This is a genomic window from Thermodesulfobacteriota bacterium, from assembly GCA_034189135.1.
Classification (GTDB): domain Bacteria; phylum Desulfobacterota; class Desulfobacteria; order Desulfobacterales; family JAUWMJ01; genus JAUWMJ01.
The window spans coordinates 1-14,499 of sequence record JAXHVO010000081.1; the positions used below are offsets into that span (position 1 = coordinate 1).

The 14,499-nt window shown below is 45.4% G+C and carries 11 protein-coding genes; 5 read left to right on the forward strand and 6 right to left on the reverse strand.

The genetic code is table 11. The features are described 5' to 3' along the window. The first annotated feature begins 247 nt into the window (after positions 1-247). From SWH54_11750 to SWH54_11770, 5 genes are all read left to right on the forward strand, one after another. Entirely contained in the window at positions 248-1,936 is a 1,689-nt protein-coding gene (locus tag SWH54_11750; protein MDY6791929.1) for a hydantoinase/oxoprolinase family protein, read from the forward strand. A gap of 189 nt (positions 1,937-2,125) precedes the next feature. After that, positions 2,126-3,442 carry a histone deacetylase gene (locus SWH54_11755; protein MDY6791930.1) on the forward strand — a complete coding sequence of 439 codons (1,317 nt, stop codon included), beginning with the start codon at positions 2,126-2,128 and terminating at the stop codon, positions 3,440-3,442. 451 nt (positions 3,443-3,893) lie between these two features. Then, positions 3,894-5,360 carry an OmpA family protein gene (locus SWH54_11760; GenBank protein ID MDY6791931.1) on the forward strand — a complete coding sequence of 489 codons (1,467 nt, stop codon included), beginning with the start codon at positions 3,894-3,896 and terminating at the stop codon, positions 5,358-5,360. A gap of 128 nt (positions 5,361-5,488) precedes the next feature. Further along, entirely contained in the window at positions 5,489-6,409 is a 921-nt protein-coding gene (epmA, locus tag SWH54_11765; GenBank protein ID MDY6791932.1) for an EF-P lysine aminoacylase EpmA, read from the forward strand. Positions 6,410-6,681: 272 nt separating this feature from the next. Next, a complete protein-coding gene (locus tag SWH54_11770) occupies positions 6,682-8,235 on the forward strand; it encodes a Fic family protein (GenBank protein ID MDY6791933.1) in 1,554 nt (517 codons plus the stop codon). A 364-nt stretch (positions 8,236-8,599) separates the two neighbouring features. Here the strand turns inward: SWH54_11770 and hypB are convergent, their stop codons facing one another. From hypB to SWH54_11800, 6 genes are all read right to left on the reverse strand, one after another. Further along, entirely contained in the window at positions 8,600-9,283 is a 684-nt protein-coding gene (gene hypB / locus SWH54_11775) for a hydrogenase nickel incorporation protein HypB (protein MDY6791934.1), read from the reverse strand. A gap of 208 nt (positions 9,284-9,491) precedes the next feature. After that, entirely contained in the window at positions 9,492-9,830 is a 339-nt protein-coding gene (gene hypA, locus SWH54_11780) for a hydrogenase maturation nickel metallochaperone HypA (GenBank protein ID MDY6791935.1), read from the reverse strand. A gap of 11 nt (positions 9,831-9,841) precedes the next feature. Continuing rightward, positions 9,842-10,711, reverse strand: coding sequence for a succinate--CoA ligase subunit alpha (gene sucD, locus SWH54_11785; protein MDY6791936.1), 870 nt, complete (start codon positions 10,709-10,711; stop codon positions 9,842-9,844). 97 nt (positions 10,712-10,808) lie between these two features. Continuing rightward, positions 10,809-11,972 carry an ADP-forming succinate--CoA ligase subunit beta gene (sucC, locus tag SWH54_11790; protein MDY6791937.1) on the reverse strand — a complete coding sequence of 388 codons (1,164 nt, stop codon included), beginning with the start codon at positions 11,970-11,972 and terminating at the stop codon, positions 10,809-10,811. 93 nt (positions 11,973-12,065) lie between these two features. Continuing rightward, positions 12,066-14,108 carry a pyruvate carboxylase subunit B gene (locus SWH54_11795; protein MDY6791938.1) on the reverse strand — a complete coding sequence of 681 codons (2,043 nt, stop codon included), beginning with the start codon at positions 14,106-14,108 and terminating at the stop codon, positions 12,066-12,068. A gap of 163 nt (positions 14,109-14,271) precedes the next feature. Beyond that, a complete protein-coding gene (locus tag SWH54_11800; protein MDY6791939.1) occupies positions 14,272-14,481 on the reverse strand; it encodes a hypothetical protein in 210 nt (69 codons plus the stop codon). Positions 14,482-14,499: the final 18 nt, after the last annotated feature.

The window sequence follows — 14,499 nt, forward strand, 5'->3', positions numbered from 1 at the left end:
TTCCGTTTTAAATGAGGAAACTGTCTGAGTGTATTAGAAATCGTTGAGAAAGAACTTAAGTGCAATATGGTTTATTGAAGTAGTTGTAGTATTGAAATTAAATATAATACAGACAATTAGTTCTTTCTTTACGATTTCTTATATACGAGTTTTTCATCGTTTAAAACGGAATATATTTTTGAGAAACAGTATAAATATTGACACTATCAGCTGTTTTAGATAAATTTTATCTGGAAAGGAAAATGGCATGATTATCGGACTTGATGTTGGCGGCACCCATACGGATGTGGTTCTTTTAGACAAGGATGGTCTTCTTAGGGAGATTAAGGTAACCACAGACCCGTCAGATCTTTTTAACTCGGTATTGACCGGCCTGATAAAGATCACCGAGGGAATTGAACCTGAGAAGATCAAGCGCATTGTGCTAAGCACTACCCTGACAACCAATGCCATTGTCCAGAGAAAATTTTCCCCAGTGGGGATGATCGTCTCCGGCGGCCCCGGGCTTGATCCCGAACTGTATCGAACCAATAAAAATTATTTCGCCGTTTCCGGTTCCATTGACCACCGGGGGAAAGAAATTGAGCCGGTTAATGAGGACGAAATCAAAGAAATCGGAAACCGGTTTCAAAAAGAAAACATACCATGTCTTGGAGTTGTATCTAAATTTTCGGTACGAAATCCTGAGCATGAACGTAAAATTCATGAAATTTTAAAAGGCTCTTTCGAAAAAGTATTTTTAGGACATCGGATTTCCGGTAACCTGAATTTTCCCCGACGTATTGCCACCACTTACCTAAACGCAGCCGTTTACCCCATTCATAAAGCTTTTTATGAGGCCGTACAGAAATCTCTTGAAGCAAAGGGGCTGTCGCCTACGATTCGAATCCTCAAAGCGGACGGCGGAAATATGAATTTCAACTCATCCATCGATATTCCCGGACAGACCATACTTTCCGGACCTGCGGCAAGCATTATGGGGTCAGTGGCATTTAGTTCAAAAGATGAAGACACACTGATTATGGATATAGGCGGGACCACCACGGACATGTCCATCCTTATTGACCGTGTTCCCCTGTTGGCCCCTTTGGGTATCCGGCTGGGCCATTATAAAACGCTGATACGTTCTCTCGACACTCTTTCAATAGGCGTGGGAGGGGACAGCGCGGTAAAAATAAAAAACGGACAGCTTAACGTCGGTCCGGAACGACCCGGACCGGCCATGGCATTTGGCGGCCCGGTGCCCACTCCCACAGACGCTCTTTTTGTGCTGGATGAAATGAAAAATGGAGATCGGGAAAAATCTGTAAAGGGCATAAAACCCATGGCAAAACAACTCGGTCTTTCGGTTGAAGCAGCCGCTTTGGAAATATTTGAATTTACCTGCAAAAAAATCTTATCCGAAGCTGAAAAAATGATAGAACGGACGAATAAAAAACCGGTTTATACGGTTCACGAACTGCAGGAAGGGTACAAGATTGTTCCCCAGAAAATTCTGGTGCTTGGAGGACCCGCTCTCTGTTTTGCGACACATTTGGAAAGAATTTCTCCATATAAAGTAGAAGTTGTTTCCCGATGGGCAGTTGCCAATGCCATTGGGGCCGCCCTTGCCAGGACGACCTGTGAAGTTAACTTTTATGCCGATACCGAAAGGGGGGTTGCCACCGCCCCTGCAGAAAATTATTTCAGCAGTATTAACAGGGACTTTGATCGCAAGGACGCGGTTAAAAATGCCTTTGACCTTCTTAAACAAAAAGCGTTACAAAGAGGTGCAGATCCGGATCATATTGAAATGGAGGTGCTTGAAACCATGCAATTTAACATGGTAAGAGGGTTTTCTGCTTCCGGGAAAAATATCCGGGTGAAAGTTCAGGTAAAACCGGGGCTGATTCATGGATATGACGATATTTTAGCCAATCTGACACGGAGCAGCTGATCGCTTTACTTGAAGAGCACTGCGTTAGAGGCGCGCGACGCTTGAGGAACATTTCGCTTTAGGCTTAAAAGCTGACAGAAGCGGCTGATCTATAAGTCCCGCAGGAACGCTAATCGAGTTCACGGAGGGAACGCTCTTCAAAGCCCGTAGGGATGCTCCCAAAGTCCTGGAAGGACGCTTTTTATAATTATGATACATGCCAAACATAAAACCGGACTTGTTTTTTTCCCTGCATTTGACTGGGCGATAAGCCCTACCCATCCCGAGAGGGAGGAACGGCTTTTATATACGCAGGATCAAATATTTGAAGAAGGACTGTTTGACATTGAAGGGATCAGGGAATTTAAACCCGACCTGGTTACAGTGAAAGATGTGCAAAGAGTCCATTTTTGTGTCCCTGATGTATGGAATGTAATGACGGAGTCCCATTTTATTAGCGCCGGCGGTGCCAAAACCATCGGGATGGCTGTATTGGACGGAAAGGTGGAAAAAGGATTTGCTCTTGTCCGACCACCCGGGCACCATGCAAGGCGCATTGTGCACGGGGCAAGGGGTTTTTGCAATGTCAATATTGAAGCGATTATGATTGAATTCCTTCGGGAAGCATATCATATCGACAGGGTCGCTATAGTGGATACGGACTGCCATCATGGCGACGGGACCCAGGATATTTACTGGAATGATCCGGATACGCTCTTTATTTCCCTTCACCAGGACGGACGCACACTTTATCCGGGATCGGGGTTTCCCGATGAATTTGGCGGCTCGAACGCATTGGGAACCACCCTAAACATTCCCCTGCCGCCAAATACATCCGAAGAGGGATTTTTATACACCATAAAAAATGTAGTTAAGCCGGTTTTGGAAGACTTTAAACCGGATATTATTATCAATTCTGCAGGGCAGGACAATCATTATTCAGATCCTATCACCAATATGAACTTTTCCGCCCAGGGGTATGCCACCTTGACTGAAATGTTAAAACCGGATATAGCCGTACTTGAAGGAGGATATTCTATAGAAGGAGCGCTTCCATATGTGAATCTGGGGATCATTTTAGCCATGGCCGGAATCGATTACAGCAGGGTAAAAGAACCTGCCTATGACCCGGAAAGTATTCGGCAGACACCTCAGGTGACACAACTGATTGAGATCACAGGGCAGCTGGTTTTAAGCCAATGGAAACAGAGAGAGGCTGAAAGAGAAAAGATTATAGCATCAAAGGATTTTGATGAGACAAGCCGCAATGTTTTTTACGATACGGACGGTATCCACGAAACCCAGAAAGAAAAGATTCGAATTTGTAAAAATTGCAGCGGAACTTATAAAATAGATTCGACTTCTGACCGCGGCAGTCACATCATGGCAATTCATATTCCCCGAAAGGCCTGCAAGGAATGCAAAGCGCTAGGATACCGGTGGTATGATATGGCCGCTAAAGACAGCTTTGATATTGTTTTTCTTCGGGATAGAACTGAGGATGAATATCTGAGCAAGACTTTGTAAAATATAATACTCAAGTTTCGCACCTCTGATTCCCTTACCGTCTATGGTTTTGGGTAAACTATGGGGCGCGAAACCTGGGAATGGAAATGCAAAGAGATAGCTTAAAGCAATAGGCAATAAAAATCGTAAGAATAAATTTTAATATTTTCTGCTGCACATAAATGTACTGCTTATTTGCACTAAATAAGACATTTTATGAATAAACAGGTGCTCTAAATATTTAATTCCGTTTAAGTATCTGTATTTTTATATATATTATTCAATTAGTCATTTTGGAACAATTTTTGCTATTTATTTATAGGTTTAGGTTGCAAACGTTTTAAAATGAGGACTTAACCATTTATTTTTTTATTTCTGGGGTAAAAAAACAATAGAACAAAAATCGAAACATTCAAAAGTGAATACCACAATGGTAAAGAGGCAGTAACAAGCTTAAAAAGGAGACATTATCATGCGAAAAAATATTTCAGTCATAGTAGCGCTCATTGCTGCTCTATTTTTTCTGGGCGCCTGCGGAGGAAGCAATTTAAAAGTAAAACAGATCCCTATGTCGGAAAATCCGACGGAACAGATCAACCGTTTGAACAACGATCTTCAAACCGCTCGAAACAACCAGCTTTATGTTCTGTCGCCGACCTGGTTTGCAAAGGCCGAAGAGTCTTTCAATAATGCAGTCAAAGACCGAAATAGTGGCGCGGCACTTTCCGACATCCTGAACAATGTGGCTCAGAGCAGAGCCCAGCTCACGCAAGCCCAAAAAGTGGCCAATATTGCCAATAGTTCGCTACCAAGGGTGATCAAAAGGCGAAAGCTTGCCCGTGCTTCAGGGGCCACCAAAATGGGAAAGGATTATGTAAAAGCGGAAGAACAGTTCCTTGACCTCATGAGATCGGTGGAAAATAATAATGTGAAATCGGCCCGTAAAAATGAAGCCAAGGTGATCCGCTCTTTTCAGAACCTTGAATTAAGGGCCATTAAGGAAAAGACTCTGGGCGAGGTGCGCAAGCTTCTTAGGCAGGCGGAGAAGGAAGACGCAAGGAAATTCGCTCCCAGTACCTATGCTCTGGCAACCAATAAGCTAAAAGCAACGGATGCGTTTATCTCAAAAAATCCTTACAAGAAGGAAAAAATGCTGGAAAAGGCAAACGATGCGCTTTTTGAGGCCTGGCGCTGTATCAGGGTAACCAGGCAGTGCAAAAAGGTTAAAAACATGAGACCCGAACAGATTACACTCTGGTATGAAAAAGCCTTATATCAAACTGTAAACGCCCTGGATGCTCCTGATATGCGCGACGAGCCTTTTAAAATTCAGGTAGAGAATATTTTAAGCTCCATTACTAGTTTGAAAGAAGATCGTAATTTTATGATCGAGAAGATGAAAGAACAGCAGGCTGAAATCGATGCTTTAAAAAAACAGACCGCCTCTTTGGCAGACAGGAGCAGGAAAGAACAGGCTGCCAAAGAACGTCTGGCTGCTGAAAAGAAATTTAACAAATTATTCGGTGAGGTTCGCAACCTCTTTAAAACAAACGAGGCTGAAGTTTATAAGCAGGGGAACCAGCTTCTAATCAGATTAAGAGCCATAGAATTTCCGGTAGGCAAGTATGTAATTATGCCGGAAAATTATGGACTGCTTAGTACCGTTCAACGGGCCATTCGCATATTCGGTGAGCCCAATGTCGTCATTGAGGGGCATACGGACAGCACGGGATCGGATGAAATAAATGAACATTTATCGGAAAAAAGGGCTTACGCAGTCGGGCAATACCTGATAGCAAACCGAACCCTGCCGGCAAATAAAATCGTAACTGTTGGATATGGAGAGATTCGACCCCTGGCATCCAATAAAACTGCAAAGGGAAGGGCAGTTAACCGGCGTATCGACGTCATTATAAAACCCCAAAGCATGTTGAAGTAGTGATGAAACATTGAGGAGCGCTACATTTGATGAGTGCTTCGTTTGAGGCATCAAGCCTCGCACAGCGGAATGCTCATCAAGGCATGCAGTGCAATGCCGCTCTTCAATGACCGAAGGGACGCTCCATTATGCCCTTTTACAGACAAGCGGTTATAAATAAAAACCTTAACATAAGAGCCCGGACAGTTCAGGCTGTCCGGGCTTTTTTTATTGAAAAAGGCTACCTTGAAATAGAAACTCCCTGCCGGATTCCAGCTCCGGCTCCCGAAGAACATATCGATGCTGAAATTTCGCGCGACTGGTATTTGCAGACTTCTCCGGAACTATGCATGAAAAGACTTCTTGCATCCGGATACTCCCGCATCTTTCAGATTTGCAAATGCTTTCGACAAAACGAAAGGGGAAGCAAACACCTGCCAGAATTGACCATGCTCGAGTGGTATGCTTCAGGAACCGATTATTTTGATATGATGGCGCAGACCGAAGACCTGATATGCCATGTGGCTGAAAATATGAATTCCAACCGCCAACTGGTTTATCAGGGGGGTAAAATCGATTTACAAAAACCATGGCCCAAGATTTCTGTCACGGAAGCTTTTGATAAATTTACCGGAACCACTTTGAAAAATGTGATTTCAGAAGATTTGTTTGATGAACTATTGACGGCTGAGATAGAACCAAACCTTGGCCAGGAAAGACCTGTTTTTCTTTATGACTACCCCGCCTCCTTTGCGCCTCTCGCCAGGGTCAAACCAGACAATCCTTTCCTGGCCCAACGCTTTGAGTTATATATTGCGGGTCTGGAATTGTGCAATGCTTTTACAGAGTTGAATGATGCAGCAGAACAAAGAAAAAGGTTTGAAGTTGAGCTAAAGAAAAGACACCATTTGGGGAAGGGCGTCTACCCGATGCCGGAAAAATTTCTGGAATTTCTTAAGGTCATGCCGGCTGCGTCCGGTAATGCGCTTGGCATTGATCGGTTGGTGATGCTTTTTGCGGATACGGCAAAAATTGATGATGTGGTGGCGTTTACGCCTGAAGAGTTATGAGACTTTGATAAATAGGGCATAGATTTTGCCAGATTCGCACCGCTCTTCATAAGGTTGTTTTTTTCTTGGCATACTTACAAATAAAAACAATATCTGTGTAATCAGTGTTCATTTGTGTCCCCTTTTAAAAAGTTATTAGCTGAAGGACTAAATAAGCTAAATATTGCTCGACATAATAAGCTAAAAAAGCTACAACCTAATAAGCTAAATTTAAAACATCATAAAAAGCTAAAAACTACACGGCGCAATAAGCTAATGAGAGTACGAAAGCTATGACAAATCCACATGAAAAATTAGCCGAATCCCTTGAGAAACTGAAAAAGCTGCAAAACCAGGGTGTCGTCGCTGTGCGTTCAGGTGATCTGACCAGAACCCATCGGGAACGCCTGGTCAAAAACGGCTTCTTGAAAGAGGTCATGAAAGGTTGGTACATCCCTGCCCGCCCGGATGAGGCCGCGGGCGAGAGTACAGCATGGTACGCATCGTTCTGGGATTTCTGTGCAGCCTATTTGCAGAAGCGTTTTGGGAAGAAATGGAGTCTTTCTCCTGAGCAGTCACTATTGCTGCATGTCGGAAACATGACGGTTCCACGCCAACTTCTTGTGCGCTCTCCGAAGGCCCGCAACAAAATTACAAGGTTGCCGCACGAAACTTCTTTATTTGATACGCGTGCGGCCCTGCCTGAAGTTGGACAAATTGCAAAAAAGGAAGGCTTGCGTGTGTTCTCTTTGCCTGCGGGCCTTGTGAACTGTGGGCCAGAATTCTTCAGGCAGAACGCAACAGATGCACGTGCGGCTCTGGCCATGGTGCGCAACGCATCTGATGTGCTATCAATGCTCCTTGAAGGCGGACGTACCAAGGTTGCCGGCCGTCTCGCCGGCGCATTCCGAAATATCGGACGTGACCGTATTGCCAGCGATATTGTCAAAACAATGCGAGCCGCAGACTTCGATATTCGAGAAAGTGATCCGTTCGAAAATACAATAAATCTTATCCTGCCGGTACGCGAACAGTCGCCTTATGTGAACCGTATTCGCCTAATGTGGCGTCAAATGCGAGAACCAATCCTCAAACAATTTCCGATCCCGCCGGGTTTGCCCTCAGACATCGATGCCTATCTTAAGACTGCAGATGACATTTACGTTACGGACGCTTATCACTCGTTGTCTATTGAAGGTTACCGGGCCAGCCCTGAGCTGATTGAACGAGTTCGCAGTGGCGAATGGAATCCGGATGAAAACAAGGATGACCACCAACACCGTAATGCTTTAGCCGCGCGCGGATACTGGCAGGCCTATCAGGCCGTCCGCAAAAGTATGCGCAGAGTAGTAGACGGCGATAATCCCGGCGAAGTTTGTGATAATGATCATAGTGACTGGTACCGTGAGATGTTTGGGCCGAGCGTAATGGCCGGCCTCTTGAAAGCAGTGGATCTTGCCGGCTACCGAAACGACCAGGTATATATACGCCGCTCAATGCATGTACCACCACGTTATGAAGCTGTGCGGGACTGCATGCCTGCACTCTTTGATTTGCTGAGAGAAGAGTCAGAACCATCAGTGCGTGTTGTCCTGGGGCACTTCGTGTTCGTTTATATCCATCCATACATGGATGGCAATGGACGTATCGGTCGATTTCTTATGAACGTGATGCTCGCTGCGGGCGGGTACCCTTGGACCGTTGTCCCTATGGAAAAGCGAAACGACTATATGGCTGCGTTGGAAAGCGCGAGCGTAAAGCAAGACATCGTGCCGTTTGCACTGTTTCTTGGGAGCCTTGTTTCCGACAGCATAGAAGAAAAACCAGCACCAAAGATACCTAATTGATACCTGAATTAAAAAAAAGTATTGGAAATAGGTATTTTCCTATTTCAACATCGCTCTATCGTTGTTGACGGTCAGCTTGCCCCCACTGTTGTTCGAATATTCTTTGCCTAATATTTCGTGCATTTTTTTTGGCAAAACAACATACAATAATGCTCCGAATGCTATTCCTAAAGATGCTGATATTAATAGGTCGTTATGTACCCTAATAAAGAAATAGCTGTAAAGAGATGAGGCACCAGAAGCAGAAAGTAGCATAGTGATTAGACCAATTGCACGACTTTGTATTTTCTGACCCCTTCAGCCTAAACAGCTTCAGCCTGACTACGTGAGCAGGTAAGGTAAACTTATGCAAAAGTTGTTACAGCTATCCGGATTTTTTCCGGCTCATCACCTCCTTAATCCAGTTAATCCAAGGATCAAGGCCCTCTTTGGTTTTGGCCGATAATTCAAATACCGGGATGTCCGGGTGTACCTGATGAATATATTTTACCGCCAGTTCACTGTCATAATCGAGATAGGGGAGTAGATCTGTTTTATTCAGCAGGGCAGCGTCGCATTCACGAAACATCAAAGGATACTTAACCGGTTTATCTTCACCTTCGGTTACGCTGAGGACAACCACCCGTGCATCTTCACCGATGTCAAACTCGGCAGGACATACCAGATTGCCGATGTTTTCCACAATCAATAGATCGACCCCATCCAGATTTAAACTTCTCGCTGACTTTTCAATCACGTGGGCGGCAAGGTGACAGTCTCCACCGAACTCATCCGTATTGATCTGCACCACGGATGCACCTGTTTTGGCAAGGCGATCTGCATCATTGGTGGTGCATATGTCCCCCACAATCACAGCACATTTTATCTCCGGCATGACCTCATCAAGGGTCTTTTCCAGCAAAGTGGTTTTGCCTGACCCGGGAGAACTCATCACGTTGAGTACGAAAACGCCCTTTTCTTTAAACAGCGCTCTGTTTTGCTGAGCCATCTTTTGGTTCACATCCAGAACCCTGCGAACAACCTTTATCTTCCGGGTCCCGGATTGCATATTTTCCACATGGCCACCTGTCTGTGCATGGGTGTGGGATGGCTGGTGAAATTCATGGTGATGGCAATATTTAAAAGTTTTAAAACCAGCTATCTGCATCTTATAAATCCTTGTGTTGCAAAAAATTTGCCACGGAATTTCACCGAGAGTCACTGAATTTTAATTATATACGATTGAGAAATTTACGCGCTTTTTGCTGGCAAATCTTTTATTCGGCAATTTCTATGGAATCGATATCCAGCTCCCGTCCTGAAAGAATCTCTACGGAGCCGCTGTTGCATTTTTTGCAGGAAAAAACAGGTTCGGTAACAGTCCATTGCGTGTGACAGTCATTACACCTGGCAACCACATCGATTTCATTAATCACCAGCTTGGCCCCTTTAAGGGGAGTATCTTTGGCAACAATATCAAAACAAAAATGAAGACTGTCAGGGACAACTGCCGCCAGCTTGCCCACTTTAAGATTGATCCTTTCAACCCGAACATTTTTCATGTCAGCTGGGATTGAAGCGGTTGCAATTTCAACAATTTCCAGTGCGATACCCATTTCGTGCAAAACTAAAACACCTGTGCGCAAAGCTCCCCGAAGGTTCCGAGGTTTTCGCAGATATGAATCCCGCTTTTTCTCATTGCTTCAAGCTTGCCCTGGGCCGTTCCGCTTTTACCGCTGATAATGGCACCGGCATGTCCCATTCTTCGTCCAGGAGGAGCGGTAAGACCGGCAATAAAACCGACTATTGGTTTTGTCACGTTTTTGGTGATGAATTCGCTGGCCTGCTCTTCCGCATTGCCACCGATTTCTCCAACCATCACTATTCCTTTTGTTTCGGGGTCTTTTTCAAAAGCATCCAGGCAGTCAATAAAGTTGGTTCCATTTACCGGGTCTCCCCCGATGCCGATGCATGTGGTCTGTCCAATGCCCTGCATGGTCAACTGATGCACCACTTCATAAGTCAGTGTGCCTGAACGGGATATAACCCCAATGGGTCCACCGGGCTTGTGTGTCGGACCGGGCATAATTCCGACCTTGCACTCTCCGGGAGTGATGATTCCCGGGCAATTCGGACCGATGAGGCGGGAGTTTTTGCCCCCCATATAATTTTTTACCTTCATCATATCCATCACCGGGATGCCTTCGGTGATGGTGACGATCAGTTCTATTCCAGCATCTACCGCCTCCATAATGGCATCTGCTGCAAAAGGAGGAGGTACGAATATCAAGGAGCAGTTTGCACCTGTTTTTTCAGCCGCCTCTGTTACGGTGTTAAATACAGGTACCGCATCCATCTTTTGACCGCCCTTTCCCGGGGTTACTCCCGCCACTACCTTTGTGCCGTATTCAATACACTGTCTTGTATGAAACTGTCCCTCTCTGCCGGTGATTCCCTGAACCAGAATGCGTGTATTCTTATTCACAAATATGCTCATTTTCTACCCCTCGGTTTTTATCATCTTATAATTATCGGTGGTCAGTTGCGGGTGATGACGGGCTATTTTGTTGGCACAGTTTTTTACCATCCTGCCACTATCCGCCGACCAATTGTGCAACCTTTTGTGCAGCATCCTTCAAGTCAACAGCAGTAATCAGATTCAAACCCGAGTCGGAAAGGATCTTTCGACCTTCATCCACGTTGGTTCCTTCCATGCGGATGACTACAGGTATATTGATTCCCGTCTTCTGGGCGGCCTGGACGACTCCCTCTGCCAGCACATCGCACCGCAGGATTCCGCCAAAAATGTTGATCATAATTCCTTTTACATTTTTATCGCCAAGAATGATTTTAAAACCGTTTTCAACCATTTCAGCGCTGGCTCCGCCCCCTACATCCAGAAAGTTTGCCGGTTCGGCGCCGGCAAGTTTGATGATATCCATGGTGGCCATGGCCAGTCCTGCTCCGTTAACCATGTTTCCAACGTTACCATCCAGGTTGATGTAATTTAAGTTGAATTTAGAGGCTTCTACTTCAAGGGGGTCTTCTTCGTCCAGGTCACGATAGTCCACAATGTCCTGGTGTCGAAACAGGGCGTTATCATCAAAATTAATCTTTGCATCAAGAGCAATAACCGTTTCCTGTCTGGTAATTACCAGAGGATTTATTTCCAGCAGCGAACAGTCATAATTAACGAACAGTCTGTAAAGGCTTGCCAGCATCTTAGAAAACGGCTTTATTACTGAACCCGGAAGGTTCAGGCCAAAAGCAACTTCACGGCAGTGATACGCCTGAATACCGGTAAGCGGATTGATGAATACCTTGATTATTTTTTCAGGGGTTTTTTCCGCCACCTCCTCTATATCCATTCCACCGGCCGTACTGGCCATGATGACTATCTTTGCTGTTTCCCTGTCTGGTATGATACTGAGGTAAAGCTCTTTTTCTATATCAAGGCCCTGTTCAACCAGGACTTTTTTAACCAGTCTGCCTTCGGAACCCGTCTGATGAGTCACCAGTGTCATTCCGATCATTTCCTCAGCCAGGCTTTCAGCTTCCTCAATCGATTTGGCGAGTTTAACCCCACCGCCTTTTCCGCGACCTCCGGCATGAATCTGGGCTTTGATCACCACCGGAAATTGTCCAAGTTTTTCGGCGGCAGACTTTGCCTCATCGCGCGAAAAAGCAATACTTCCCTCTGGAATGGGGATATCGTATTGTTTAAATAATTCCTTTGCCTGGTATTCGTGGATTTTCATAAACCCTGTCTCCCTTTAGTTACTCACAAACAAGGGGCGGATAAACAACCCGCCCCTGCAATATTTTTATCAAAGAATCCTTAGATTATAAAATTATCCTATGACGCAAAGAATATCATTTTTAGCCACCGAATCACCACTGGAGAAATTAATCGATTTTATGGTACCACTGGCGGGAGCGGACAAAGCGTTTTCCATCTTCATGGCTTCCAGTACCACCACGGTTTCTCCTTCACTGACGGCATCTCCAACCTCTTTTTCATATTTGACAATCATACCCGGCATGGGAGCAGGAAGCGGGGTTCCATCAGCAGCCGGGGCTGCTGCCGGTGCAGCTTCAGGCGCGGCCTCTTTAGCCGGTGCAGGTGCGGCAGGGGCAGAGGGTTTGGGAGGTGTCGGTGCTGCAGGAGCAGCAGGAGCTGACGGAGCAAACTGCACAGGAGCTGCCGCAGGCGCAGAGGCAGGCATCTGTTGCAGATAGCTTATCACCGGGGACTCGCCAATTTCATCAACACCAACCTCAAAATAATCATCACCAACAAACACGTTGAATGTTCTCAGGTTTTCACCTTTTGGCGGAGCCTCTTTTCCCTGTTTTTCAACCAGCAACCCGGCCTTTGCCTTTTTAATAAGTTCCTGCTCGGCCAGGGCTTCCTCAAGAGTTTTAGCTCTTACCTCTTCAGGCGGTTCTTCCTTGCCGTATTTCCATTTTAAAAACTTCTTTCCGGTAACCGGATAAATGGCATATAAAATCTCATCATCGAGGTCAACCGCAAGCCCTTTGACCTCTTCCTTTGCTTTATCAAGTTCAGGTTCCAGCACCTCTGCGGGTCTGCATGTAATCGGTTCTTCTCCTCTTTCATAACCTTTAAGAGCTTTCTTCTGAACTTCCGGATTTATGGGTACGGCAGTTTTTCCATACAGGCCGTAGCACAGGTCTTTAACCTGGCCGGTAACCATCTTGTATCGCTCTTTTTCATCATCAAAAAGAACGTTATTAACCGTCTGGATTCCGACAATCTGGCTGGTTGGAGTGACCAGCGGGACCTGACCTAGGTCCTTTCTCACCCTGGGCAGTTCGGCATAAACCTCATCAATTCTGTCAAGCGCATCCATCTCTCTGAGCTGATTAACCAGATTTGAAAGCATTCCACCCGGTGTCTGATGGAGAAGAACATTTATATCAATAATAGACACTTTGGTATCATCCAGCAGATGCCGGTACTTGGGGAGTATTTCTTTTTCCAGGATCTCATTAATTTTGGCAAGGTGTCTGATGTCAAACCCGGTGTCCCTGTTCGTTCCCAATAGGGCCATCACCAAGGGCTCAATGGCTGGATGAGAAGTTCGGAATGCATAAGGTGACATGCATGTATCCACAATATCGACTCCGGCTTCAATCGCCTTTAAATGCGACATCTGTGCCATGCCTGAAGTAAAGTGACTGTGAAGGTGGATGGGAACTTTAACGGCTTCTTTTAAAGCCTTTACAATTCTATAGGCATCATACGGTGCAATCAGGCCTGCCATATCTTTAACGCAGACGCTGTCTGCCCCCATCTTTTCCAGGTCTTTGGCCTTGTTTACATAATAATCCAGGTTATAAACATCCCCTCCCAGCCTCGGTTCGGTCATTGAATAGCAGATACAGCCCTGGAAGTGCTTTCCGCATTCCTTAATGACCGGGACAACCGTTTCAAAATTTCTATAGTCGTTTAATGCATCAAATGTACGAAAAATATCCATACCGTTTGCTGCTGCACGGTCCACAAATGCACGGGCGACATCGTCGGCATAGTTTCTATATCCCACCAGGTTCTGTGCCCGTAGTAGCATGGAAAAGGGGGTTTTTTTCATATAACGCTTCAATGTCCGGATCCTTTCCCACGGATCTTCATTTAAAAACCGGTGCATGGTATCAAAAGTGGCACCCCCCCATGTTTCAACCGCCCAGAACCCGACTTCGTCCATCAGCTCTGCAACCGGGATCATATCTTCAGTACGTCCTCTGGTGGCAAACAAGGACTGATGGCCGTCACGCAAAGTTAAATCCTCAATCATAACAGGATTTTTTGCCTTAGGCCTGTCCTCGGCATAATTCATTTTTGTCATTTTTACTTGGTTTTGATCACTCATGTTAAAGTTCTCCTCTTATAAATGTTTTGCAGCATTTTATATGTTCGAAATAAATTAAAAACGTGTTTTGGTCTGTAAGACCGGTTGAGTTTTGGCTTCTTAAGCACTCAACCGCAGTCATTGTTATGGAAGCATCAGCTGAATTCGATCAGCCGAATGATTATTACCTGTGAAAGGCTTTTGCCTGCATCAGGTTCCTCATCTGCATCATCGCCTGTCGGCCGCTTATTCCCCAAAGTTTCGGGGGGGCCAAAGAAACAGGCGGAGGCTGCTGAGCAATGGGAGCAGCCTGCATACATACAATCTCTTCTTCAGTCTTTATATAATCCATCACCGCTGATATTGCAGCAGCTACTTTCTTGTTGTTTTCCATATGATCTCCATTGGTGAA

Excerpts from the sequence above, each read along its gene's own strand:
- SWH54_11750 (MDY6791929.1), top strand. The coding sequence starts at position 248 with ATGATTATCGGACTTGATGTTGGCGGCACCCATACGGATGTGGTTCTT.
- SWH54_11755 (MDY6791930.1), top strand. The coding sequence starts at position 2,126 with ATGATACATGCCAAACATAAAACCGGACTTGTTTTTTTCCCTGCATTT.
- SWH54_11760 (MDY6791931.1), top strand. The coding sequence starts at position 3,894 with ATGCGAAAAAATATTTCAGTCATAGTAGCGCTCATTGCTGCTCTATTT.
- epmA (MDY6791932.1), top strand. The coding sequence starts at position 5,489 with ATGCCCTTTTACAGACAAGCGGTTATAAATAAAAACCTTAACATAAGA.
- SWH54_11770 (MDY6791933.1), top strand. The coding sequence starts at position 6,682 with ATGACAAATCCACATGAAAAATTAGCCGAATCCCTTGAGAAACTGAAA.
- hypB (MDY6791934.1), bottom strand. The coding sequence starts at position 9,283 with ATGCAATCCGGGACCCGGAAGATAAAGGTTGTTCGCAGGGTTCTGGAT.
- hypA (MDY6791935.1), bottom strand. The coding sequence starts at position 9,830 with ATGGGTATCGCACTGGAAATTGTTGAAATTGCAACCGCTTCAATCCCA.
- sucD (MDY6791936.1), bottom strand. The coding sequence starts at position 10,711 with ATGAGCATATTTGTGAATAAGAATACACGCATTCTGGTTCAGGGAATC.
- sucC (MDY6791937.1), bottom strand. The coding sequence starts at position 11,972 with ATGAAAATCCACGAATACCAGGCAAAGGAATTATTTAAACAATACGAT.
- SWH54_11795 (MDY6791938.1), bottom strand. The coding sequence starts at position 14,108 with ATGAGTGATCAAAACCAAGTAAAAATGACAAAAATGAATTATGCCGAG.
- SWH54_11800 (MDY6791939.1), bottom strand. The coding sequence starts at position 14,481 with ATGGAAAACAACAAGAAAGTAGCTGCTGCAATATCAGCGGTGATGGAT.